Source organism: Nocardiopsis sp. NRRL B-16309, assembly GCF_001279585.1.
GTDB lineage: Bacteria > Actinomycetota > Actinomycetes > Streptosporangiales > Streptosporangiaceae > Nocardiopsis.
Map to the genome: position 1 here is coordinate 1 of NZ_LGEC01000137.1, position 21,766 is coordinate 21,766.

Consider the following 21,766-nt stretch of genomic DNA (forward strand, 5'->3'; position numbering starts at 1 on the left):
GTTGGCGGGGGGGGGGGCGGGGTCGGATCGACCGTGGTCGTTCACCAGAACGAACACGCTTCGTAATGGTCCGGTCATCGTAAGGTGCCCTCCGGGGCGCGTCAACCCTCCCTTGTCAGCGCAGGCGCGTGTTCGCGTGTCTCGGAGGCCGCCGCCTGGTTGGGGATCCACGCGGCGCGGGTAGGTCTTGGTCGACACCCACGCCCCCCAGCCACCCCCCATCCCCCACTTCCCCCCGGAGGCAGAGAGTGCGTTTACGGATCGTCCTGTCGACCCTGGTCGTCCTGTGGCTGCTGATCGGACTGGTCGCCGCCTTCCAGCGGGGCCTGTTCTTTCGCGACGAGGCCTCGTGCTCGACCGTTGGGCACACGTTCGGCACCATCTTCGTGGGTCCGCTGAACTACCTGGGGGTGAACCCGAGCGTGGAGTGCCCGCCCCTGCCCGAGCCCTCGGAGTAGCGGACGCGCCAACGACGGCACGCCGGAGACCCGTCCACGCCCTCGGAGTAGCGGACGCGCCAACGACGGCACGCCGGAGACCCGTCCACGACGGACGTGCGGCATCCCCATCCCACGTCGTACACGGCGCCGTAGCGGACGCGTCCCCGGGACGCACCCCGCACGAGCGACCGCGGGTCCCGCGCACGTCGGCTCGGAACTCCGGTGCCGAAGGACCATCGGACCCGCCCCTCCCGGGCGGCGCGGGCGGTCGCCGCTCCGGTCCGCGAACCGGCGTGTGACGCGGTGCGCGCCCCGGCTCTGGGAGGGGCGGGCGTTCGGCGTGCGCGCATCGTCGACCGGTGGCCGGGCGTCCGGAACGTCGCGGCCGGGCGGAGCGCGGCCGCCGGTGCCGCGTGCGGAGCGTGGGCGCGTGGGCCCGTGGCGATCCGCCTCGGCCACAGTGCATGGGGGCGCGCCGATGAGGGCACGACACGGGGACGCCCCGAACGCGGCGGGCGCTCGCGTGCCGGAGGCGTGTCGGAGCGCCGGCGATGGGCGTCCGGCCCGGCCCCCAAGGACCCCAAGGAGAGGTGAAGCCTCCAGGTGGGAGTAGCGGGCCGACGCGCTCCGGTGGCGGCGGTTTCGCCGCGCGGCGGTTCGGGAGGGCCGGGGGCGGGTCGAGCGGGCGCTCCGTGTCGGGTGGCACGCCCCACCGGTGCGGACTCTGGTTACCCGCTGGTTCTACTGGCTGGTAGCTTTGCTCCGGTGCCGGATCGGAGAGCGATGGGAGGAACAGTGCACGAAGGTGTCCTGACGCGGATCAGACCCGTTCCGCACAGCCGGTTCCGGCTCTTCCTCCTGCACCACGCGGGCGGCTCCCCGCAGGGCTACCGGGCCTGGGTCCGCCACTTCCCCGCGGACTGGGACGTGTGCCTGGTCGAGGCGCCCGGACGCGGCCGCTCGTCGGACAGCGCGCCCTTCACCGACGCCCGGGACCTGGCCCGCCACCTGTGCGACCGCCTCCAGCCCTACCTGGACCGGCCCTACGGCCTGTTCGGGCACAGCATGGGCGCCCTGGTGGGCTACGAGATGGCGCTGCGCCTGGCCGAGGGTCCCGCGCCCTCCTGGCTCGGCGTCTCGGCCTGGAGCCCCGCACCCGGCGTCGAGTGGGACCGGCCCCGCCACCGGCTCACCGACGAGCGCCTGCGCGCGTCGGTCGCCCGCATGGGCGGTACACCAGCCTCCGTCCTGGACGACCACGACCGGTGGAGGGACGCCGAGCCCCTCGTCCGCGCCGACCTCGCCGTCGTCGACACCTGGCGCCCCGAGCCCGGCACGCCCCTGCTCCGCCATCCCGTGACGGTGCTGGGCGGCGAGGACGACCGCGGGATGCCCCCGTCCCGGCTGGCCGCCTGGCACGGCCGCACCGAGGGCCCCGTCCGGACGCACATCCTGCCCGGCGGCCACTTCTACTTCGTCGGCCGCCTGCGCGAGGTCGCCGCGCGCGTGACCGAGGACGTCCGCGCGGCCGAGCCCGTGTCGGTCTGACCGGTCGCGCGGCCGAGTCGGCCCCCTGCGGTTGCCTGCCGTCACCGCGGTACCGGCCCGTCCCGTGGACCCGGGCGAACGCGACGGCGCGTCCCGCCCGTGTGATCCCGGGGCACCGAGGCGGTTCCCGCGGGCGAGGCGCCCCCGCCGACCGGCCCAGGGGCGCCTCCGCAAGCGACACCCCCCTGTCCGGGTGGTTCGAACCGGGTTACCGTTGTGGTATGGGACTTGAGCTGCCGACCGACCGACTCCGTATCCGGGAGTGGGAGCTGAGCGACGCCGAAGCCGCCCTGAAGGTCTACGGGGCCGAGGAAGTCGCTCACTGGCTGACGCCGGAATGGCAACCGGTGAACGACGTCGACGCGATGCGCTCGGTACTGCACGCATGGATCGAGGCCGGGCCGAACCTGGTCCCGCCGGCGGGCCGCTGGGCGATCGTCCGGGAATCCGACGGGGAGCTCGTGGGCGGACTCTCGCTCAAGCTCCTGCCACCGTTCGAGGAGGACTTCGAGCTCACCTGGGCCCTGCGCCCGGACGTGTGGGGCCAGGGCTACGCCACCGAGGCGAGCCAAGCGCTCATGAGCTGGGCGTTCAAGCAGGGGATCGAGGAGGTCTTCGCCGTCGCGCGCCCACACAACACCCGGGCGATCGCGGTGGCGCGCAGGCTCGGCATGGAGTGGGTGGGCGAGACGGAGAAGTACTACGGCATGCGGTTGCAGGTCTTCCGCATGCGTCCCGCCTGAGACCGCCGTCGTGGCCCCGCGCGGTCACGGGCGGGCGAAGAGCGGGGGGTCGATCCGGGCGAACCCCTCCTGGCGCTCGTAGGGGAAGCGCGGGTAGGGGGCGGGCCGGTGGCTCACCGCGTCCAGGCGCTCCACCTGGGCGGGTGTGAGCTCCCACCCGACCGCGCCCAGGTTCTCGCGCAGCTGTTCCTCGTCGCGTGCGCCGATGATGACCGAGGACACCGTGGGGCGGCGCAGGAGCCAGTTGATCGCGACCTGGGGGACGCTGCGGCCGACCTCCCCGGCGATCTCGTCCAGGACCTCGACCACGTCGTGGAGCAGGCCGTCGGCCACCGGCGGGCCCAGTTCGGCGGTCCGGTGCAGACGGCTGCGCTCGGGCAGGGGCCGCCCCCGGCGGATCCGGCCGGTCAGCCGCCCCCAGCCCAGCGGGCTCCACACCATCGCGCCCACCCCCTGGTCCAGGCCCAGTGGCATGAGCTCCCACTCGTAGTCGCGGCCGACGAGGGAGTAGTAGACCTGGTGCACGACGTGGCGGGGCAGGTGCAGGCGGTCGGCGGCGGCCAGCGACTTCATCAGCTGCCAGCCGGCGAAGTTCGACGCCCCCACGTAGCGGACCTTGCCGTCGCGGACCAGGGTGTCGAGCGCGGACAGGCTCTCCTCGACCGGGGTCGCGGCGTCGAATCCGTGCAGCTGGAGCAGGTCGACGTGGTCGGTGCCCAGGCGGCGCAGCGCGTCCTCGGTGCCACGGATGATCCGTGACCGGGAGGTGCCCGCGTCCTGTGGGCCCTCGCCTGTGGGCAGGCCGAACTTGGTGGAGAGCAGGACCCGGTCGCGGCGGCCCTTGACCGCCGCGCCCAGGACCTCCTCGGCGGCCCCGTCCGAGTAGACGTCGGCGCTGTCGAAGAGGGTCAGGCCCGCGTCGAGGCTCATGTCGACCAGGCGCCGTGCCTGCTCGGCGTCGGTGCCGCCCCACTCGCTGAACAGGGGGCCGCGTCCGGCGAAGGTGCCGGTGCCCAGGCTGAGCTCGGGGACGCGCAGGCCGCTGGCGCCCAGGGTGCGGTATCGCATGGAGCCCTCCGGTGGAGACCACTAACGGGTCTGTTGTTCCGTTAAGATGACTCGTACGCTAGCACGCCGAACGCATTAATGGAACTGGAGTCCCTTTATGCCTGCTGAACCGGGAAGCGTCCGCCCCGGAGGGCGCACCGCGCGGGTGCGCGCCGCGGTCCTGGCCGCGGCGGGCGACGCCCTGGCCGAGCACGGGATGGCCGGCCTCGACCTGGCCGACGTGGCACGGCGCGCCGACGTCGGCAGGACCACGGTCTACCGCCGGTGGGGGAGTGTGCCCGCGCTGGTCGCGGACCTGCTGGAGGACATGGCCGAGCAGTCCCTGCCGCGGGTGGAGACCGGTTCGCTGCTGGAGGACCTGCTGGCCAACGCTCGCCTCGTGCGCCGCACGCTGGTCGATCCCCGCCAGGGGGCGCTGTTCAAGGCGATGATCGCGGCCGCGGCCTGCGACGAGCGCACCGCCGCCGCGCTGCACCGGTTCTACGCCGCCCGGATCGCCGAGTGGGCGCCGTGCGTGGACCAGGCGGTCCAACGCGGCGAGGTCCCGCCCGGCACCGACGCCGCCGAGGTGGTCCGCGCGGTCTCCGCGCCGCTGTACTACCGCCTCCTGGCCAGCGGCGATCCGCTGGACGAGGCCGCCGCGCTGCGCTGCGCCCGGGCCGCGGCCGAGGCGGCCCGGGCGGGTGTCTTCGTGTCCGGGTGAGGCCCGGCGGCGCGTCCCAGCACCCGGCGCGGATCACGGGGGCTCCGAGACACCCGGGCGCGAACGCACCCGGGAGGGACGCGTGCGCCGACCGGTCCCCGGCTCCGCGTCCCGGGCGCGCGGAGGTCAGGGCGCGGACGGCCCCGGATGCGGGGCCCGGGCCCGCTGCCGGGACGCCGGCCGGTCCCGAGGGATCCGCGTCGACGCCCGGGCTCCCGGGGGTCCAGGACGCGGCGACGCCCTACGCGCCCAGGAAGCGGCCGATGCGCTCGGTCTCGTCCTCCGTCAGGCGCACGCCGGCCGCCGCCGTGTTCTCCTCCAGGTGGGCCACGCGCGAGGTGCCGGGAATGGGCACCATCACCGGGGAGCGGTGCAGCAGCCAGGCCAGGGACAGCTGGACCGGGCTCACACCGTGCTCGGCGGCGATCGCGGCCAGCGGCGAGTCCGGGCCCGCCAGCTCCCCGCGCGCGACCGGCGCCCAGGGCAGGAAGGCGATCCCGTCGCGCTCACACTGCTCCAGCACCTCCTCGTGCTCGCGGAAGGCGGCGTCGTAGCGGTTCTGGACCGAGGCGACGGGCGCGATGGCGCGCGCGGCCGAGAGCTCGTCCACGGTCACCTCGCTCAGCCCGATGTGCCGGATCTTGCCCTCCGCGCGCAGCTCCATCAGCGCGCCGAGCTGGTCGGCCAGCGGCACCTCGGGGTCGATCCGGTGCAGCTGGAACAGGTCCAGGCGCTCCAGGCCCAGGTGGCGCAGGCTGAGCTCGGCCTGCTGCTTGAGGTACTCCGGGCGGCCCAGGCGGTGCCACTGGGACGGGCCGGTGCGCGCCAGCCCGGCCTTGGTGGCGATGACGAGGTCGTCGGGATAGGGGTGCAGCGCCTCGCGGATGAGCTCCTCGCTGATCGCGGGGCCGTAGGAGTCGGCGGTGTCGATGAAGGAGACGCCCAGCTCGACGGCGCGGCGCAGGACGGCCAGGGCCTCGTCGCGGTCGCGGGGCGGGCCCCAGACCCCCTCGCCCACGATCCGCATCGCGCCGAAGCCGAGCCGGTGCACGGGCAGGTCGCCGCCCAGCGCGAAGGTCCCCGCCTGCGCGGCATTGCTGTCTACGTCGATCACATGGTCCTCCCGACGGGCAGGATCTCAGCAGGCGGGGTGGGCTGGCAAGCCGCCACGAAGGGCCGGACGGCCCGGATCCGCTCGCCCCCGCCCTTCGGGTCCGGCCGCTCCCGCCTTCCGGGTCCCGTCGCCCGGGCCTCCGGATGCGGCCGCTCCCGTCCCCGGGACCGGTTGTCCGGGCCTCCGGGTCCGGGTGCCCGGAGCCCCTCAGCCGCCGGCGTCGCGGCGGGCGACCGAGGCCAGGTCGGACTCGATGCGGGCGGTGGTCTCCAGCAGCACGGGCAGCAGGTCGCGCCGGATGTCCTCGTTCGAGGAGCGGTTGGCGTGGGCGGAGACGTTGGTGGCGGCGATGACCCTGCCCGATGCGTCGCGGACGGGGGCGGCCAGGGACCGCAGGCCCTCCTCCAGCTCCTGGTCGACGACGCAGTAGCCGCGCTCGCGCACCCGCAGGACCTCGGCCCGCAGCTCGGAGGGGTCGGTGATGGTGAAGCGGGTGAGCGGTTCGAGCTTCACGCGGTCGAGGTAGGCGTCGAGTTCGGCGTCGTCGAGCCCGGCGAGCAGGACGCGCCCCATCGAGGTGGCCGAGGCGGGGAAGCGGGTGCCCACCGTGATCGCGACCGCCATGATGCGCGAGGTCGCCACGCGTGCGACGTAGAGGACGTCGTCGCCCTCCAGGACCGAGACCGAGGCCGACTCGTGCACGCGGGCGGACAGGTCCTCCAGGTGCGGCTGGGCCACGTCGGGCAGGCCCGCGGAGGCGACGTAGGCGTAGCCCAGCTCCAGCACGCGCGGGGTGAGGGAGAACAGCCGGCCGTCGGTGCGCACGTAGCCGAGGTCGCCCAGGGTGAGCAGGAAGCGGCGGGCCGCCGCGCGGGTCAGGTCGGTCTCGCGGGCGACCTCGCTCAGCGTCATGGAGGGCCGCTCCGCGGAGAAGGCGCGGATCACCATCAGCCCCCGTTCCAGGGACTGGACGAAGTGGGAGCCGCGAGCGGTGTCGTCGTCGGTGGGCATGGGGCCCTTCCTGGGTCGGGTGTCGTGCGGAGGCGCGTGGCCCTTCGCGATGTTCTCATGTCGCACAGCGGGGACGGCACCGGCGGGCGCCTTGACCCCGACCATGGTCGGCGCTACTGTCGTACCCAAGATGTTCGCTGTGTGAACATGCATTCGCTATACGAACGGGAGATCACATGATCGTCCCCCTGGACGAGGCGGTCCGAGAGCTCGTCCACGACGGCGACACGGTCGCTCTGGAGGGGTTCACCCACCTCATCCCCGTCGCCGCCGGGCACGAGATCATCCGCCAGGGCCGGCGCGGCCTCACGCTGGTCCGGATGACCCCCGACATCGTCTACGACCAGCTGATCGGCGCGGGATGCGCCGCCAAGCTGGTCTTCTCCTGGGGCGGCAACCCCGGAGTGGGCTCCCTGCACCGGTTCCGCGACGCCGTGACCTCCTCCTGGCCGGTCCCGCTGGAGATCGAGGAGCACAGCCACGCCGGCATGGCCAACCGCTACGTCGCCGGCGCCTCCGGCCTGCCCTTCGCCGTCCTGCGCGGCTACAGCGGCACCGACCTGGTGGCGCACAACCCCCACATCAAGTCGATCACCTGCCCCTTCACCGGGCAGGAACTGGCCGCGGTCCCCGCCCTCAACCCCGACGTCACCATCGTGCACGCCCAGCGCGCCGACACCGACGGCAACGTCCAGCTCTGGGGCATCACCGGCATCCAGAAGGAGGCCGCCCTGGCGGCCGAGCGGGTCCTGGTCACCGTCGAGGAGGTCGTGGACACCCTCGACCCCGTCCCGGGCCAGGTGATCCTGCCCGCGCGGGTCGTCACCGCCGTCAGCCCGGTGCCCGGCGGGGCCGCGCCCTCCTACGCCCACGGGTACTACGAGCGCGACAACGACGCCTACAAGGCCTGGGACGCGATCGGCCGCGACCGCGCCGCCTTCACCGCCTGGCTGGAGGAGCTGGCCGGCGAGGCCCCCCGCACCCGCCCGCAGCCCGCAGGGAGGGCCCTGTGACCACCGTGACCTGGACCGCCGACGAGATCATGACGGTCACCGCGGCGCGCTCGCTGCGCGACCGGATGGCCTGCTTCGTAGGCATCGGCCTGCCCAGCACCGCCGCGAACGTCGCCCGGCGCACGCACGCACCCGGACTGTGGATGATCTACGAGTCCGGGACCCTGGGCGCCGTGCCCGACCACCTGCCGCTGTCCATCGGCGACGGGATCCTGGCCGAGACCGCCGACACGGTGGTGTCCGTGCCCGAGGTGTTCAACTACTGGCTCCAGCCCGGGCGGATCGACGTCGGCTTCCTCGGCGCCGCCCAGATCGACCGGTACGCCAACATCAACACCACGGTGATCGGCGACTACGACGCCCCCAAGGTCCGGCTGCCCGGGGCCGGCGGCGCTCCGGAGATCGCCGCGTCCTGCCGTGAGGTCGTGGTCATCATGCGCCAGAGCACGCGCGCCTTCGTCGAGCGCGTCGACTTCGTGACCTCGGTCGGCCACGGCGCCGGTCCGGGCGACCGCGAGCGCCTCGGGCTGACCGGGGCGGGGCCGATGCGCGTCATCACCGACCTCGGCGTCATGGAGCCCCATCCCGAGACCAGGGAGCTCGTCCTGACCGGCGTGCACCCGGGTGTGGACGTGGCGGCGGTCCGGGCGGCGACCGGGTGGGACCTGGCGGTCTCCGAGGACCTCGCGCTCACCCCCGAGCCGACCACGGAGGAGCTCGCGGTGCTGCGGGAGCTGACCGGGTCGGCCTGAGCCGGGAGCGCCCGACTACTATACCTAACACTGTTAGGTTCAACATCGCCCGCGACCGGCCCCGCGCCGGCCGCGCCACACCCTGGAGGCCCACGGTGACCGACGCCTACATCCTCGACGCCGTCCGCACCCCCTTCGGCAAGTTCGGCGGCGCCCTGTCCGGCGTGCGCCCCGACGACCTCGCCGCCCACGTGCTCTCGTCGCTGACCGCACGCAACGGCGCCGACCCCGCCGCCTACGACGAGGTCTACCTCGGCAACGCCAACGGGGCCGGCGAGGAGAACCGCAACGTCGCCCGGATGGCCGCGCTCCTGGCCGGGCTGCCCACCGGCCTGCCCGGCGCCACCGTCAACCGGCTGTGCGGCTCCGGCCTCGAAGCGGTCGTCCAGGCCGCCCGCACCGTCGAGACCGGCGACGCGAGCCTCACCCTGGCCGGGGGCGTGGAGTCCATGAGCCGGGCGCCGTGGGTCCTGCCCAAGCCCGCCAAGGGCTTCCCCGCCACCGACGCCACCCTGCACTCCACCACCCTGGGCTGGCGCATGGTCAACCCGGCGATGCCCGACCAGTGGACGATCTCGCTCGGCGAGAGCACCGAGCGCCTGGCCGGGAAGTTCGGCATCGACCGCGCCGAACAGGACGCCTTCGCGCTGGCCAGCCACACCAAGGCCGCCCGCGCCTGGGCCGAGGGGATCTTCGACGACCAGATCGTCCAGGTCCCCGGCGCCGAACTGGAGCGCGACGAGTGCATCCGGGCCACCACCGCCGACAAGCTCGCCGGACTCAAGACCTCCTTCCGCGCCCAGGGCACCGTCACCGCGGGCAACGCCTCCCCGCTCAACGACGGCGCCGCCGGCCTGGTCATCGGCGACCGCCGGGGCGCCGAGGCCGCCGGGCTGGAGCCCATGGCGCGGATCGCCGGACGCGGCACGGCCGGCGTCGACCCCGACGTGTTCGGCATCGGCCCCGTCCAGGCCGCCGAGACCGCGCTGCGCCGCGCCGGGATCGGCTGGGGCGACCTGTCGGTGGTCGAACTCAACGAGGCCTTCGCCGCCCAGTCCCTGGCCTGCCTGCGCGGCTGGCCCGACCTGGACCCCGCCATCGTCAACCCCCACGGCGGCGCCATCGCCATCGGCCACCCCCTGGGCGCCTCCGGCGCGCGCGTGGTGGGCCAGCTCGCCCACGAGCTGCGCCGCCGCGGCGGCGGCTGGGGGCTGGCCGCCCTGTGCATCGGCGTCGGCCAGGGGATCGCCGTCGTCCTGGAGGCCTGACCCGCCACCCACGAGCAGACTGAGAAGACCAGCACGCGGAACACGCCCCGGGACCGGGCACCGCACCGAGGGAAAGAATGACCGCCATGCCCACCACACCGGACGGGACCCCGCCCGGGCTCATCGTGCCCGGCTACATCCGCGACCACGACACCCACCCGCCGCTGGACCACTCCGGCTACAAGAGCACCGCGCTGCGCCACCCCAAGCGCCCGCTCACCCTCCTGCCGCACACGCTCACCGAGACCACCTCGCCGGTCCTGGGCCAGGACCGGCTCGGCGAGCTCGACCACGACCTGACCCGCCAGCACGAGGAGGAGCCGCAGGGCCAGCGGATCATCCTGCACGGCCAGGTGCGCGACAGCGACGGCACCCCCGTCCCGCACACCCTGGTCGAGATCTGGCAGGCCAACGCCGCCGGGCGCTACCGCCACGCCGCGGACAACTGGCCCGCCCCCCTGGACCCGCACTTCACCGGCGTCGGACGCGTCCTCACCGACGCCCAGGGCCGCTACCGGTTCGTCACCATCCGCCCGGGCGCCTACCCCTGGAAGAACCACCGCAACGCCTGGCGGCCCGCGCACATCCACTTCTCGCTGTTCGGCCGGGCCTTCACCCAGCGGCTCGTCACGCAGATGTACTTCCCCGACGACCCGCTGTTCTTCCAGGACCCCATGTGGAACTCGGTGCCCGACCCCAAGGCGCGCGAGCGCATGCTCGCCCGGTTCGACTACGACACCACCGAACCCGAGTGGGCCCTGGCCTACCGCTGGGACATCGTGCTGCGCGGACGTGAACAGACCCCGTTCGAGTCCGACGAGGAGATCATGGAGGACGACGAATGAGCACGTACCCCACCACGCCCTCCCAGACCGTCGGCCCCTACCTCCACATCGGGCTGCCCTGGCCCGACGGCCCCTACGCCGTCGCCGAGGGCACGCCCGGGGCGGTGTGGATCCGCGGCACCGTCTACGACGGCGCCGGGGAGGTCGTCACCGACGCCCTCATCGAGACCTGGCAGGCCGACCCCGAGGGCCGCTTCGACCACCCCGACGACCCGCGCGGCGCCGTGTCCCGCCCCGGCTTCCGCGGCTTCGGCCGCTGCCCCACCGACGCCGCCGGCGAGTACGGCGTCCTCACCCTCAAACCCGGTTCCGTGCCGGGCCCCGAGGGCGTCCAGGCGCCGCACATCGACGTGTCGGTGTTCGCGCGCGGCATGCTGAACCGCGTCGTCACGCGGGTGTACTTTCCGGAGGAGGAGGCGGCCAACGCCGCCGACCCCGTCCTCAACGGCATCACCGACCCCGAGGTCCGTGCCACCCTGGTGGCCCGGCCCGCCCCGGACGGCTACCGCTTCGACGTCCGCCTCCAGGGCGACGGAGAGACCGCCTTCTTCGACATCTAGGGAGTGTTCTTTGAGGGCTTTCGGGTGAGCGAGCGGTCGCCAGGCCATCTCCCGCGAGACGATGTGCGAAGTTCAGCCTGGTCGTGCTGCACGAGCGCAGAGACGCCGCGAGAGGCAGCCTGGCGGCCGCGAGTACGAAATGATGCAGAATATGCGACCTAGCGAGGAACCCGCATGCCCGGCCTGTTCGACGGTGTCCTCAACCACGGCCCCGTGGGGCCGCTGACCGACGACACCGCCTGGCTCCAGGCCCTGCTCGACACCGAGGCCGCGCTCGCGCGCGCCCTGGCCGACACCGGGGCGATCGAGCACGACCGGGCCGAGTCGATCGCCTCCGCCTGCACCGCGGACCGCTACGACCCCGACGCGCTTGGGCGGGCGGCCGCGGGCGGAGGCAATCCGGTCATCCCCCTGGTCAGGGAGCTGACCGCGGCCGTGCGCGAGGCCGACCCCGAAGCCGCAGGCCACGTCCACCAGGGGGCCACCAGCCAGGACGTCATGGACACCGCCGCCATGCTGGTGGCCCGCCGCGCCGGGCGGGCCGTCCTGGTGGACCTGGCCGACCTCACCGCCGGCCTGCGCGACCTGGCCGCCCGCCACCGCACCACGCCCATGCCCGGGCGCACCCTGCTCCAACAGGCCCTGCCCACGACCTTCGGCGCGGTCGCCGCCGGCTGGGCCCACGGCCTGTCCGAGGCCGCCGACCGGCTCGACACCGTGCTGCGCACCGGACTGGCCGTCCAACTCGGCGGCGCCGTGGGCACCCTGGCGTCCCTGGGCCCCGGCGGGCCCGCCGTCACCGCCGCCCTGGCCGCCCGCCTGGACCTGCCCGAACCCGTCCTGCCCTGGCACACCGAGCGCGGCCGCGTCGCCGACCTGGCCGCCGCCCTGGGCCGGGTCTGCGGCGCCGTCGGCACCAGCGCGCAGGACATCGTCCTGCTCGCCCAGACCGAGGTCGGCGAGGTGACCGAGGAGGGCGGCCCCGGCGTCGGCGGATCCTCCACCCTGCCGCACAAGCGCAACCCCGTCGCGGCCGTGGGCGCCCTCGCCGCCGCCCGCCAGGCGCCCGGGCTGGTCGCCACGCTCCTCGCCGCCCAGATCCAGGAGCACCAGCGCGCCGCCGGCGCCTGGCACGCCGAGTGGCTGCCCCTGACCGACCTGCTGCGCCGCACCGGCAGCGCGGTGTCCTGGCTGCGCACCGGAGTGACACGGCTGCGCGTGCACCCCGAGCGCATGCGCGCCAACCTCGACGCCACCGCGGGACTGGCACTGAGCGAACGCGTCACCACCGACCTGGCCCCGGAACTGGGCCGGCTCGACGCCCACCGGCTCGTCACGGCGGCCTGCGAGGAGACCGCGGCCACCGGGCGCCCCCTGGCCGCGGTCCTGGCCGAGCGCCTGGAGGGCACCCGCACCCGCGAGAGGATCGAGACACTGCTGGACCCGGCGGGCTACCTGGGCGCCGCCGCGGAGTTCACCGACCGGGTCACCGCGGCCGGGGGCCGCCGGGGCCGGACGAGCACCGACGAAGGATGAGCATGAGCGTAGACCTGCACTACACCGACAGCGGACCCGCCGACGCCCCGCCCCTGGTCCTGGCGGGATCGCTGGGCGCCACCCTGGACATGTGGGAGCCCCAGGTACGAGCCCTCTCGGCGGTCTTCCGCGTGATCCGGATCGACCACCGCGGCCACGGCGGATCGCCCGTGCCCGAGGGCCCCTACTCCATGGCCGACCTGGGCGGGGACGTCGTGCGGCTGCTCGACCGGCTGGGGATCGAGCGCGCCCACTTCGCTGGACTGTCCATCGGCGGCATGGTCGGCCAGTGGCTCGCCCTGCACGAGCCCGAGCGCGTGGACCGCCTCGCCCTGCTGGCCACCTCCCCGCACATGGGCCCGCCCCGGAACTGGCGGGACCGCGCCGAGCTGGTCCGCCGCGAGGGCACCGGGGCCGTGGCCGACTCCGTGGTCGAACGCTGGTTCACCCCCGACTTCGCCAAGCGGCACGCCGCCGAGGTCGCCGCACTGCGCGACGGGATCGCCGCGACCGCCGCCGAGGGCTACGCGGGCTGCTGCGGCGCCATCGAGCACTGGGACGTGCGCGAGGACCTGGACCGGATCCAGGCGCCCACGCTGGTCGTCTCCGGCGCCGAGGACCCCGCCACCCCGGCGTCGGAGCACGGCGCGCTGATCGCCGAGCGCGTCCCGGGCGCGCGCCTGGAGGTGCTGGAGGGGGCGGCCCACCTGCTGTCCTGGGAGCAGAGCGCCAGGGTCAACACCCTGCTCACCGCGCACTTCACCGCCGGCGACCGCGCCTCGGCGGGCATGCGGGTACGCCGCGCCGTCCTGGGGGACGCGCACGTGGACCGGGCCGAGGCGCGCAAGACGCCCTTCACCGAGCCGTTCCAGGACCTCATCACCCGCTACGCCTGGGGTGAGATCTGGACCCGGCCGGGGCTGGACCGCCGCACGCGCAGCTGCATGGTGCTGACCGCGCTGGTCGCCCACGGCCACTGGGCCGAGTTGGCGATGCACGTGCGCGCGGCCCTGCGCAATGGTCTGACCAGGGACGAGGTCGGCGAGGTGTTCCTGCAGGCCGCGATCTACTGCGGGGTCCCGGCCGCCAACAAGGCGTTCGCCGTCGCCCAGGAGGTCTTCGCCGAGCAGGACTGACCACCGCCGGGGCCGGACCGGGAACGCCCGGACCGGCCCCGGAGCGGCGGATCAGTTCCGGAAGGCGACGCCCGCCAGCTCCCACAGCTTGCTCTCGGCCGACGCGGGCCGGAACCGGGGCTCGGCGTCCGGCATGCGCCAGGTGGCGCAGTCCACGGCGAAGGGACCCTGGTCGCGCCCGTCGAGCCACGGGCTGGCCAGCTCCAGGCCCTCGAAGACCACGGAGGCCTCCTCGGGGCTGCGCACCCGGCCCCACGGGGTGCCGAAGGACAGGATCTTGTCCGTCATCCAGACCGCGGCGGCCGGATCGTCGGAGACGATGTGCGAGAAGATGATGCACGAGCCCGGCGCCAGCCGGCCCATCAGCCGCCGCACCATGCCGAACGGGTCGCTGTCATCGGGCAGGCAGTGCAGGAGCGACACCAGCATCACGCACAGCGGCCGGTCGAGGTCGAGGAGCCGGGTGGTCTCGGGAGCGCCGAGGATCCCGTCGGTGTCACGGATGTCGGCCAGCAGGAAGGCGGTCCGGACGCTGTCGTCGATCAGCGCCCGGCCGTGCGAGAGCACGATGGGGTCGTGGTCGACGTAGACGACCCTGGCCTCGGGGTTGTGCCGCTGGGCCGCGTGGTGGGTGTTGTCGGCGGTGGGCAGGCCGGCGCCCAGGTCGAGGAACTGGTCGACGCCCTGGGCGGCGACGTATTCCACCGCACGCGCGAGATAGGCGCGGTTGTCATTGGCGAAGGTGACGAGTTCGGGAATACCGTTCGCGAGGGCCTCGCACGCTTTGCGATCCGCCTCGAAGTTGTCCTTTCCGCCGAGCAGGAAATCGTACATGCGTGCGATGCTGGGGGTTTCCATGTCGATGTTGGGGGGGAAGCGGTCAGCCATCGAGGGGCACCAATCCGGTCGGTCGGGCGGAGATGATCTCCAGCCGAATCGTAACCGTGTCGCGCCGTTCCCATGGGCTTTTCGGGAACTCCGGGGGCAGTATTTCGACGGCCATTCTCAGGTGCGGGCGGACGTGAATGCGGGGATCTCGTCGGCGAGCGCTCCCGGCGCCGCGGTCCGCACGCGCGCGCCGACGCCGGAGGGCGCGGAGAAGGGCGGGGGCAGCGGGGGAGCGGACCAGAATCCGGCCGCCGCGCCGGTGCCGGGAGCGCGGGTTCCCGCCTCGTCCTCCGGGCCTCCGTTCCCGGCCGGGGCGGAGTCCGTTGGGGCGGTGCCCGTCGGGGCGGAGTCCGGTTCGACGGCTTCCGGTCCTCGGGAGAGCGCCCGGACCCGCGCGATGACCTCCCGGCGCGCGCGTCCGCACCAGGCGGCCAGCGCGAAGGGGTCGCGGTCGGCCTCGCGCCCGAGCGCGGCCACGGCCGCGGCCAGGTGGGCGCAGCGCCCCCGCCAGTCGTCGCACGAGCAGGTGGCCACCAGGTCGGCCCACCCGCGCGGCACCAGGTCCAGGCCCAGGACGGAGAACACCCGCGCCACCGCGGGCGGCAGCTCACCCGCCAGCAGCCGGGCCCGGAACACCGGCTGCGAGGCCAGCGCCGCGCAGGCGCGCTCCCACTCGTCCTCGGTGAAGACCGGCCGGATGAGGCTCACCTCGAAGCCGCCGCGCACCCGTGCGGCCACCTCGCCCTCGCGCACCGCGAGCCGTTCGACCGCCGACGCCCCGAGTACCGGGGACCCGCCCGCCGCGGACCCGCCCGCCGTGCGCCCGACCGTCGGCGGTCCGCCCGCCGAAGGCTCGTCCACCGGGGGCCCGTTGCCCGGCGGCGGCCCGTCCACCGGCGCGGACGGTCCCGCGCCCAGGGCCCGCACCAACAGCGCCGACCACGTCCCGCTCATCCGGCCACCGCCTCCGGCGCCAGGCGCACGACCTCGCGCAGGTCCGCCACCGACAGCCCCGCCAGCCACTGCTCCCCGGTGGCCACCGCGCCGTCGGCCAGCGCGCTCTTGCGTTCGATCATCTCGTCCACCCGCTCCTCCACGGTGCCCACGCACACCATCTTGCGCACCTGCACGTCGCGCCGCTGGCCGATCCGGAACGCCCGGTCGGTGGCCTGGTTCTCCACCGCCGGATTCCACCACCGGTCCACGTGCACGACGTGGTTGGCCGCGGTCAGGTTCAGCCCGGTGCCCGCCGCCTTGAGCGAGAGCAGGAACACCATCGGCCCCGGGGCGCTCTGGAAGTGCTCGGTCATCCGCTCGCGCTCGGCCCGCGGCGTCCCGCCGTGCAGCCAGAGCACCGGAACGCCGGTCCGCGCCGCCAGGTAGGGCGCCAGGCGCTCACCGAACCGCGCGTACTGCGTGAAGCACAGCGCCTTGTCGCCCTCGGCCACCGCCTCGCCCAGGATCGACTCCAGCCGGTCGAGCTTGCCCGAGCGGCCCAACAGCGCCGAACCGTCGCCCAGGAACTGCGCCGGGTGGTTGCAGATCTGTTTGAGGCGCGACATCGTCGCCAGCACGAGGCCCTTGCGTTCCCTCTCGTCGGCCTCGGACATGCGCTGGGCCATCTCGTCCACGACCGCCTTGTACAGGGAGGCCTGTTCCGGGGTGAGCGTGCACCAGGTGCGCATCTCCTGCTTCTCCGGCAGGTCGGCGATGATGGAGCGGTCGGTCTTGAGCCGTCGCAGCACGAACGGCCCGGTCAGGCGGCGCACCAGGTCGGTCGCCGCGCTGCCCCCCGTGCCCGTGCCTGTGCCGTCATCGTCGCCGCGGGCCGCCGCCTCGGCCGGATCGGCGACCGCGCGCTGGAAGTCCTGGGCCGAGCCCAGCAGCCCCGGGTTGGCGAACTCCATCACCGACCACAGCTCGCCCAGGTTGTTCTCCACCGGCGTCCCGGTCAGCGCGATCCGGGTGGCGGCGGGCAGGGACCGCACCGCGCGGGCCTGCCGGGTGGCGTGGTTCTTCAGCGCCTGGGCCTCGTCGCACACCACCCGGTGCCAGGGCAGCGCCGCCAACTCCTCGTCGCGCGCCACGACACCGTAGGTGGTCACCACCAGGTCGCAGGCGCCCACCAGCCGCGCCAGGGCGTTCCCGCCCGGCCGGTCCGGCCCGTGCTGGACGTGCACCCGCAGTCCCGGGGCGAACCGGGCGGCCTCGCGCCGCCAGTTGCCCACCAGGGAGACCGGGCACACCAGCAGCGTGGGGTCCGGAGCGGGGCCCGCGGCCCGCTCGTCGGTGAGCAGCGCCAACAGCTGGACGGTCTTGCCCAGGCCCATGTCGTCGGCCAGGACCGCGCCCAGTCCCAGCTCGCCCAGGAAGCGCAGCCAGGCCGCGCCCCGGTCCTGGTAGGGGCGCAGCGTCCCGGTGAAGCCCGGGGGAGTGCCCATCGGCCGCGGCTCGGCCTTGGCCCCGCCGTCCAGCAGCGCGCCCAGCGGGCCGTCGGCCACCACGTCGGCCACGGGCAGCGGAACCGCGGGATCGGCCCCGACCGCCATCCGCAGCGCCTGGTCCCGGCGCATGGAGCCGCGCCCGCGGAGCAGGTCCAGGGCGGCGCCGACCCGCTCGGGGTCCATCTCCATCCACCGGCCCCGCACCCGCACCAGCGAGCGCTTGAGCCGGGCCAGCTCGGCCAGCTCCGCCAGCTCGGACTCCTCCAGCGGCACGTCGGAGTCCGCGCCGCGCAGCAGAGCCTCGAAGGAGACGTCGACCAGGTCGTTGGGGCCGACCCCGCCGCGCCGCCGCTTGCGCGGCTCGTCCTCGACCGCCATGCGCAGGGCGAGCGGACCCCGACCGCTCCACTCGGGCAGCACGACCGCGAACCCGGCGGCGCCCAACCGCGCCGCCGCCCGGCCCACGAACTCCTCGGCGCCGGCGGTGTTCAGCGGCAGCCGCGCGGGGGCGAGGTCGGACAGGGCGCGGTGCAGGGCGGGATAGTGCCGGGCGGCCCGGCGCAGGTCCGCCAGCGCGGTGGTGCCGACGTCGCCGGGCAGCCACGCCGCGCCCTCGCCCAGCCACACCTGTTCCAGCGGCAGGCGCAGGCCGGGGTCGCTGTCCGAACGCACCCAGAACTCCACCTGCCAGGGGCCGTCCCGGTCGGGTTCACGCAGCAGGAACAGCAGCCGTGCCCGGCCCGCGCCGCGCACGCGCTCACGCCACTGGCGCAGCGGCCCGCGCAGCTCCTGGGCGGTGGCGGCGTCCACCTCGGTGCGCCCGCCCGTCAGCGCCGCCGCCAGCCGCGCGGCGGGGGCGGCCTCGCCCGTGCGGTCGGGGGCGGGCCGGGACGGCGCGGGTGCCAGGCGCCGGGCGGCGGCGTCGGTGAGCAGTTCGAGGGGCGCCAGGACGCACGCCCGGGCGGGCGCGGGGGAGTCGTGCCCGGTCAGGTGGGCGTGCGCGCTCGGCGGCAGGGCGGCGGTGAGCGCGGCCAGGTGCTCCTCGGCTGTGTCCACCGGTGCGGGCCGCCAGCGTGCCCGGGTCGGGTCGCCCACGAGGTCGGGCAGCACGGCCCCGGCGGTCACGAGCCGTTCGGCGAAGTCGTGCACCGCCGACAGGTGGCGCAGCGACGGCCCGGGGGCCGGAGCGGTGGCGCGGCCGAGGGCGGGCAGGACGAGGTCGGCGTCGGCGGCGCCCAGGGACAGCCCCGGGACCCGCCAGGGGGACCGGACGGCGTCCCCGGGCCCGTGGCCGGCCCAGGACGGAAGGGGTGCGGTCCCGTCGCCGGGCAGGTCCAGGACCAGCTCGGACGCCCGGGCGCGTTCCGCCACCGGGCCCGCCCCCGCCGACGCGAGCAGGGCGCGCAGGGCGGCGGCCCCGGCCGCGCGGGGGTGCGGCGCGGCGCCCCCCGGACGCGCCGCCGCCCCGGCGGACTCAGATGTCCCGGGCACATCGAGGGTCCCGATCGACCCGGACGCCCCAGGCGCTTCGACGGATCCAGCGGACCCGGGTGCCCCGGCGGGCCCGGGCGCCATGAAGGCCCCGGGTTCCGCGGCCGATGCGCCGTCCGTCTCGCCCCACAGCACCAGCGTGTCCCTGACCCACGCGCCGTGCACGACCCGCACGCGGCCTCCCGTCATCGCTTCCACCGGCCCCAGTATGGCCGCGGCCGACGACAGGCCGGGACGCCGTCACAGCCGTTCGGGCACCTCGTTCCCGGCCGCGATGATGCCCTCGCGCATCCGGGTCCGCCACAGCAGGGCGCCGCCGATGACGAAGAACACGATGAGCGAGAGGATCGCGAACCGGTAGCCGCCGGTGAGGCTCACCGCGATCGTGACGGCGAGCGACCCCAGGAACGTCGACCCCCGGTCGGAGATCTGGTACAGGCTGAAGTACTCCGCCTCGCGGCCCGGCGGGATCAGCTGCGAGAACAGTGACCGGGCCAGCGACTGGGTGCCGCCCAGGACCAGGCCGATGCCCACGCCCATCGCCACGAACAGCGTGACGTTGCCCGCGGGCAGGAAGTAGGCCAGGGCGACCAGCAGGCACCACACCGCCAGGCTGCCCAGGACCGTGGCCTTGCTGCCCACGACTCTCGCCACCCGCCCGGCCAGGAAGGCCCCGGCGAAGGCGACGAACTGGATGACCAGGATGGTCATGATCAGCGCGTCCTCCTCCAGGCCCAGGTCCTGGGTCGCGAACGGCGCCGCGTAGCGGATGGCCGCCTGCACGCCGTCGTTGAAGAGGATGAACGCGAGCAGGAACAGGATGGTGTTGGGGTAGCGGCGCATGTCGCGCAGGGTGTGCCAGAACTGGCGCAGGGACCCGCCGACGACCCGTCGCGCCCCCTTCTCCCTCCCGGCGGCCAGGACGCCGTAGCGGTCGCGCAGCGGCCGGATCGACAGCACGGTGAAGCCCGCCCACCACAGGCCCACCGACACGAACGCGATCCGCACGGCGTGGCCGGTGTCGATGCCCAGCGAGTCCGCGGAGAGCACCAGGCCCAGGTGGACGGCGAGCAGCAGGGCCCCGCCGAGGTAGCCGATGCCCCACCCGGTGACCGAGACCCGGTCGCGCTCGTCCGCCGTGGCGATCTCGGGCAGGAACGCGTTGTAGACCACGATCGAGAGCCCGTACAGGACGTTGGCCAGCACGAAGAGGACGGACGCCGCGTGGTAGCCGTCGGTGGCCGCGTACAGGGCGGCGGTGCACGCCGAACCGCCCAGGGCCAGGAAGAACAGCCAGCGCCTCTTGTGGCGCGAGCGGTCGACCATGGCGCCGACCGACGGCAGCAGCACGATCTGGAGCAGGATCGCCAGGGTGGTCAGCGCCGGGTAGAGCGCGTTGGGGTGCAGGGTGAACCAGTCCACGCCCAGCGGGGCCAGGGCCAGGGACGGGTCCTGGCACGCCGCCGCGTCGGCGGCTCCCGCCGAGGCGCACGCCAGGGTGCTCATGTAGGGGCCGATGAGCACCGTCACCACGGAGGTGATGAACACGGAGTTGGCCCAGTCGTACAGGTACCAGCCGCGCTGCTCGCGTCTGCGCTGCCGCGGGTCGGGGGAGGGTGAGTTGTCCGCGCTCGGTACGGCGGGAGGGGCGTCGGCCATGGGGGGCTATCCGTTCTGGAGGGTGCTGTCGGCGCCGGGGACGGAGCCCGGCCACAGGCCGCGGCGGACCAGGATCTCCCTGAGCGCGAGCGTGTTGTCGGTGACGATGCCGTCCACGCCCGCGTCGATCAGGCGCTCCATCACCGCGGGTTCGTTGACGGTCCACACATGGACCTGCAGGCCCCGCCGGTGCGCGGTGCGGATGAGGTCGCGGCTCAGGACGGGGAAGCTCCCGTGGCGCAGGGGGATCTGCGCGCAGGCCGGGACCCGGCCGGCCAGCGGCCACAGCGGTCGGCACAGCGACGTCACGCGCAGGCGCACCACGTCGCGGGGGCCGCAGGAGGTGGCGACCGGGCGGTCGAACAGGCGGCGGGCGCGGTCGAGCCGCCGCTGGTCGAAGGAGCCCACGCACACCCGGTCCCAGGCCTCGGTGCGGCGCAGGACGTCGAGCAGGGGCTCCACCGCCGCGTCCGACTTCAGGTCGATGTTGAACCGGGCCTCGGGCCAGGTGTTGAGCAGGTCCTCCAGGACGGGGACGGGCTCGCTCCCGGCCACGCGGGCCTGCGCGACCCGGTGGTAGGGCAGGGCGCCGATGGCGCCGCTCATGTCGGTGGCGCGGTCCAGGGTGTGGTCGTGGAAGGCCATCAGGACGCCGTCGCTGGTGGCGTGCACGTCCGTCTCCAGGTACGTGTAGCCCAGGTCCACGGCGTGCTGGAAGGCGACCGCGGTGTTCTCCAGCTCGGTCCGGCGTACTCCCCGCTCGTCGGTGAACCACCCGCCGCGGTGGGCGAGCGCCAGGGGAGGGGATGAGGAGAGGTAGGCGTGTGTCACGAGGCCAGTATGCCGGTCGCGCGTCGCGGCCGACGGGGCTCCCCTGGCCGGACGCTCACGCGAAAAGCTGGAATTCCAGGTGGCACACGGGCGCGCGGGCGACTCCTTGCAGGGGTGAAGGCGGATGTCCTCCCCACGGAAGGAACCTGTTCATGTCGCACTCCCGGCGCCGTCACCCCTGCCCCCGGCCCCTCTGCCACCGCGACTCCCTCGCCCACCGCCCCGCCGCCACGCCCGCCCGCACCCCGGCGGGACGCCCGGCCACGGCCCGCTGCGGCGCACCGCTGCGCGGCCACCGCACCCCCGGAGAGGTGCACCTGCTGGCGCAGCGCGTGGCGGAGGTGCTGGTGGGCCGACGCACACCCGAGGCCCTGCGCGACCAGCTGGCCGTGCCCGTGCGCGAGGAGCTGCGCCGCCTGCGCGGGTCGGTGCCGTGCGCGCTGGCGCCCCGGCTCACCCGGGTGTTCCACCAGGCCCTGCCCGGCCGCACGGTGGAGGCCAACGCCGTGATCATGTGCGACCACCGCACCCGCGTCTTCGCCTTCCGGGCGCGCCGCGAGGACGACCGGTGGGTGTGCACGAGCCTGGAGACCGACACCTCCCGGCGCGCGCGGTGAGCCCTCCCGGCCCGCGGCCCGGGGCCGTCCCCGTGGTGGGGGGAAACCTCTGGATTTCCCCTCATCTGCGCGGATAGGGTCCACCGGACACCGACCCCG

General features: G+C 74.7%; 20 protein-coding genes. 12 read left to right on the forward strand and 8 right to left on the reverse strand.

Features of this window, described 5'->3' with window-relative positions:
- The first annotated feature begins 248 nt into the window (after positions 1 to 248).
- The 3 genes from ADL05_RS27665 (at position 249) to ADL05_RS27675 (ending at position 2,731) form a co-directional block, all read left to right on the forward strand.
- Positions 249 to 458, forward strand: a complete 210-nt coding sequence (locus ADL05_RS27665; protein WP_053619961.1) for a hypothetical protein — start codon at positions 249 to 251, stop codon at positions 456 to 458.
- Positions 459 to 1,235: 777 nt separating this feature from the next.
- Entirely contained in the window at positions 1,236 to 1,988 is a 753-nt protein-coding gene (locus tag ADL05_RS27670; RefSeq protein ID WP_053619962.1) for a thioesterase II family protein, read from the forward strand.
- A 221-nt stretch (positions 1,989 to 2,209) separates the two neighbouring features.
- On the forward strand, positions 2,210 to 2,731 hold the full coding sequence (locus ADL05_RS27675; protein ID WP_053619963.1) for a GNAT family N-acetyltransferase: 522 nt from the start codon (positions 2,210 to 2,212) through the stop codon (positions 2,729 to 2,731).
- A 24-nt stretch (positions 2,732 to 2,755) separates the two neighbouring features.
- Here the strand turns inward: ADL05_RS27675 and ADL05_RS27680 are convergent, their stop codons facing one another.
- Complete coding sequence (locus ADL05_RS27680) at positions 2,756 to 3,799, reverse strand: aldo/keto reductase (protein ID WP_053619964.1); 1,044 nt, start codon at positions 3,797 to 3,799, stop codon at positions 2,756 to 2,758.
- Between the two features lie 97 nt (positions 3,800 to 3,896).
- Between ADL05_RS27680 and ADL05_RS27685 the strand changes: the two genes are divergently transcribed.
- Positions 3,897 to 4,502, forward strand: a complete 606-nt coding sequence (locus ADL05_RS27685; RefSeq protein WP_053619965.1) for a TetR/AcrR family transcriptional regulator — start codon at positions 3,897 to 3,899, stop codon at positions 4,500 to 4,502.
- Positions 4,503 to 4,743: 241 nt separating this feature from the next.
- Here ADL05_RS27685 and ADL05_RS27690 read toward each other — a convergent pair whose 3' ends face one another.
- Both ADL05_RS27690 and ADL05_RS27695 read right to left on the reverse strand, forming a co-directional pair.
- The gene (locus ADL05_RS27690) at positions 4,744 to 5,616 is read right to left on the reverse strand and encodes an aldo/keto reductase (RefSeq protein ID WP_053619966.1); all 873 of its coding nucleotides are present in this window, start codon (positions 5,614 to 5,616) and stop codon (positions 4,744 to 4,746) included.
- A 207-nt stretch (positions 5,617 to 5,823) separates the two neighbouring features.
- Positions 5,824 to 6,627 (reverse strand): IclR family transcriptional regulator, encoded by an 804-nt coding sequence (locus tag ADL05_RS27695; RefSeq protein WP_053619967.1) that lies wholly within the window; start codon positions 6,625 to 6,627, stop codon positions 5,824 to 5,826.
- Positions 6,628 to 6,803: 176 nt separating this feature from the next.
- On the opposite strand from ADL05_RS27695, the gene ADL05_RS27700 reads away from it, so the two are divergent.
- The 7 genes from ADL05_RS27700 to pcaD all read left to right on the forward strand — a co-directional run bounded on the left by ADL05_RS27700 (position 6,804) and on the right by pcaD (position 13,737).
- On the forward strand, positions 6,804 to 7,640 hold the full coding sequence (locus ADL05_RS27700) for a CoA transferase subunit A (protein ID WP_053619968.1): 837 nt from the start codon (positions 6,804 to 6,806) through the stop codon (positions 7,638 to 7,640).
- The gene (locus tag ADL05_RS27705; protein WP_053619969.1) at positions 7,637 to 8,392 is read left to right on the forward strand and encodes a CoA-transferase subunit beta; all 756 of its coding nucleotides are present in this window, start codon (positions 7,637 to 7,639) and stop codon (positions 8,390 to 8,392) included. The genes ADL05_RS27700 and ADL05_RS27705 overlap by 4 nt, the downstream gene beginning before the upstream one ends.
- A gap of 95 nt (positions 8,393 to 8,487) precedes the next feature.
- Positions 8,488 to 9,660 (forward strand): thiolase family protein, encoded by a 1,173-nt coding sequence (locus ADL05_RS27710; protein ID WP_053619970.1) that lies wholly within the window; start codon positions 8,488 to 8,490, stop codon positions 9,658 to 9,660.
- 86 nt (positions 9,661 to 9,746) lie between these two features.
- Entirely contained in the window at positions 9,747 to 10,505 is a 759-nt protein-coding gene (gene pcaH, locus ADL05_RS27715) for a protocatechuate 3,4-dioxygenase subunit beta (RefSeq protein WP_053620081.1), read from the forward strand.
- Positions 10,502 to 11,065: a protocatechuate 3,4-dioxygenase subunit alpha gene (pcaG, locus tag ADL05_RS27720; protein WP_053619971.1), complete on the forward strand. Its 564-nt coding sequence runs from the start codon at positions 10,502 to 10,504 to the stop codon at positions 11,063 to 11,065. The genes pcaH and pcaG overlap by 4 nt, the downstream gene beginning before the upstream one ends.
- Positions 11,066 to 11,239: 174 nt before the next feature.
- Positions 11,240 to 12,601, forward strand: a complete 1,362-nt coding sequence (pcaB, locus tag ADL05_RS27725; RefSeq protein ID WP_053619972.1) for a 3-carboxy-cis,cis-muconate cycloisomerase — start codon at positions 11,240 to 11,242, stop codon at positions 12,599 to 12,601.
- Positions 12,602 to 12,603: 2 nt separating this feature from the next.
- On the forward strand, positions 12,604 to 13,737 hold the full coding sequence (gene pcaD, locus ADL05_RS27730) for a 3-oxoadipate enol-lactonase (protein WP_053619973.1): 1,134 nt from the start codon (positions 12,604 to 12,606) through the stop codon (positions 13,735 to 13,737).
- Positions 13,738 to 13,788: 51 nt separating this feature from the next.
- Here pcaD and ADL05_RS27735 read toward each other — a convergent pair whose 3' ends face one another.
- The 5 genes from ADL05_RS27735 to ADL05_RS27755 form a co-directional block, all read right to left on the reverse strand.
- On the reverse strand, positions 13,789 to 14,625 hold the full coding sequence (locus ADL05_RS27735; protein ID WP_053619974.1) for an SAM-dependent methyltransferase: 837 nt from the start codon (positions 14,623 to 14,625) through the stop codon (positions 13,789 to 13,791).
- A 117-nt stretch (positions 14,626 to 14,742) separates the two neighbouring features.
- Entirely contained in the window at positions 14,743 to 15,579 is an 837-nt protein-coding gene (locus tag ADL05_RS27740) for a hypothetical protein (RefSeq protein WP_231640931.1), read from the reverse strand.
- Positions 15,576 to 18,749: a DEAD/DEAH box helicase gene (locus ADL05_RS27745; RefSeq protein ID WP_231640935.1), complete on the reverse strand. Its 3,174-nt coding sequence runs from the start codon at positions 18,747 to 18,749 to the stop codon at positions 15,576 to 15,578. Before ADL05_RS27745 ends, ADL05_RS27740 begins: the two co-directional genes overlap by 4 nt.
- Before the next feature lie 51 nt (positions 18,750 to 18,800).
- The gene (locus ADL05_RS27750) at positions 18,801 to 20,219 is read right to left on the reverse strand and encodes an MFS transporter (RefSeq protein WP_053619975.1); all 1,419 of its coding nucleotides are present in this window, start codon (positions 20,217 to 20,219) and stop codon (positions 18,801 to 18,803) included.
- 6 nt (positions 20,220 to 20,225) lie between these two features.
- Entirely contained in the window at positions 20,226 to 21,050 is an 825-nt protein-coding gene (locus tag ADL05_RS27755; RefSeq protein WP_053619976.1) for a glycerophosphodiester phosphodiesterase, read from the reverse strand.
- 152 nt (positions 21,051 to 21,202) lie between these two features.
- Here ADL05_RS27755 and ADL05_RS27760 point away from each other — a divergent pair, with 152 nt between their 5' ends.
- Positions 21,203 to 21,667, forward strand: a complete 465-nt coding sequence (locus ADL05_RS27760) for an Rv3235 family protein (protein WP_053619977.1) — start codon at positions 21,203 to 21,205, stop codon at positions 21,665 to 21,667.
- Positions 21,668 to 21,766: the final 99 nt, after the last annotated feature.

Excerpts from the sequence above, each read along its gene's own strand:
- ADL05_RS27675 (WP_053619963.1), top strand. The coding sequence starts at position 2,210 with ATGGGACTTGAGCTGCCGACCGACCGACTCCGTATCCGGGAGTGGGAG.
- ADL05_RS27680 (WP_053619964.1), bottom strand. The coding sequence starts at position 3,799 with ATGCGATACCGCACCCTGGGCGCCAGCGGCCTGCGCGTCCCCGAGCTC.
- ADL05_RS27685 (WP_053619965.1), top strand. The coding sequence starts at position 3,897 with ATGCCTGCTGAACCGGGAAGCGTCCGCCCCGGAGGGCGCACCGCGCGG.
- ADL05_RS27695 (WP_053619967.1), bottom strand. The coding sequence starts at position 6,627 with ATGCCCACCGACGACGACACCGCTCGCGGCTCCCACTTCGTCCAGTCC.
- ADL05_RS27700 (WP_053619968.1), top strand. The coding sequence starts at position 6,804 with ATGATCGTCCCCCTGGACGAGGCGGTCCGAGAGCTCGTCCACGACGGC.
- pcaH (WP_053620081.1), top strand. The coding sequence starts at position 9,747 with ATGCCCACCACACCGGACGGGACCCCGCCCGGGCTCATCGTGCCCGGC.
- pcaG (WP_053619971.1), top strand. The coding sequence starts at position 10,502 with ATGAGCACGTACCCCACCACGCCCTCCCAGACCGTCGGCCCCTACCTC.
- pcaB (WP_053619972.1), top strand. The coding sequence starts at position 11,240 with ATGCCCGGCCTGTTCGACGGTGTCCTCAACCACGGCCCCGTGGGGCCG.
- pcaD (WP_053619973.1), top strand. The coding sequence starts at position 12,604 with ATGAGCGTAGACCTGCACTACACCGACAGCGGACCCGCCGACGCCCCG.
- ADL05_RS27735 (WP_053619974.1), bottom strand. The coding sequence starts at position 14,625 with ATGGCTGACCGCTTCCCCCCCAACATCGACATGGAAACCCCCAGCATC.
- ADL05_RS27740 (WP_231640931.1), bottom strand. The coding sequence starts at position 15,579 with ATGAGCGGGACGTGGTCGGCGCTGTTGGTGCGGGCCCTGGGCGCGGGA.
- ADL05_RS27745 (WP_231640935.1), bottom strand. The coding sequence starts at position 18,749 with ATGACGGGAGGCCGCGTGCGGGTCGTGCACGGCGCGTGGGTCAGGGAC.
- ADL05_RS27750 (WP_053619975.1), bottom strand. The coding sequence starts at position 20,219 with ATGGCCGACGCCCCTCCCGCCGTACCGAGCGCGGACAACTCACCCTCC.
- ADL05_RS27760 (WP_053619977.1), top strand. The coding sequence starts at position 21,203 with ATGTCGCACTCCCGGCGCCGTCACCCCTGCCCCCGGCCCCTCTGCCAC.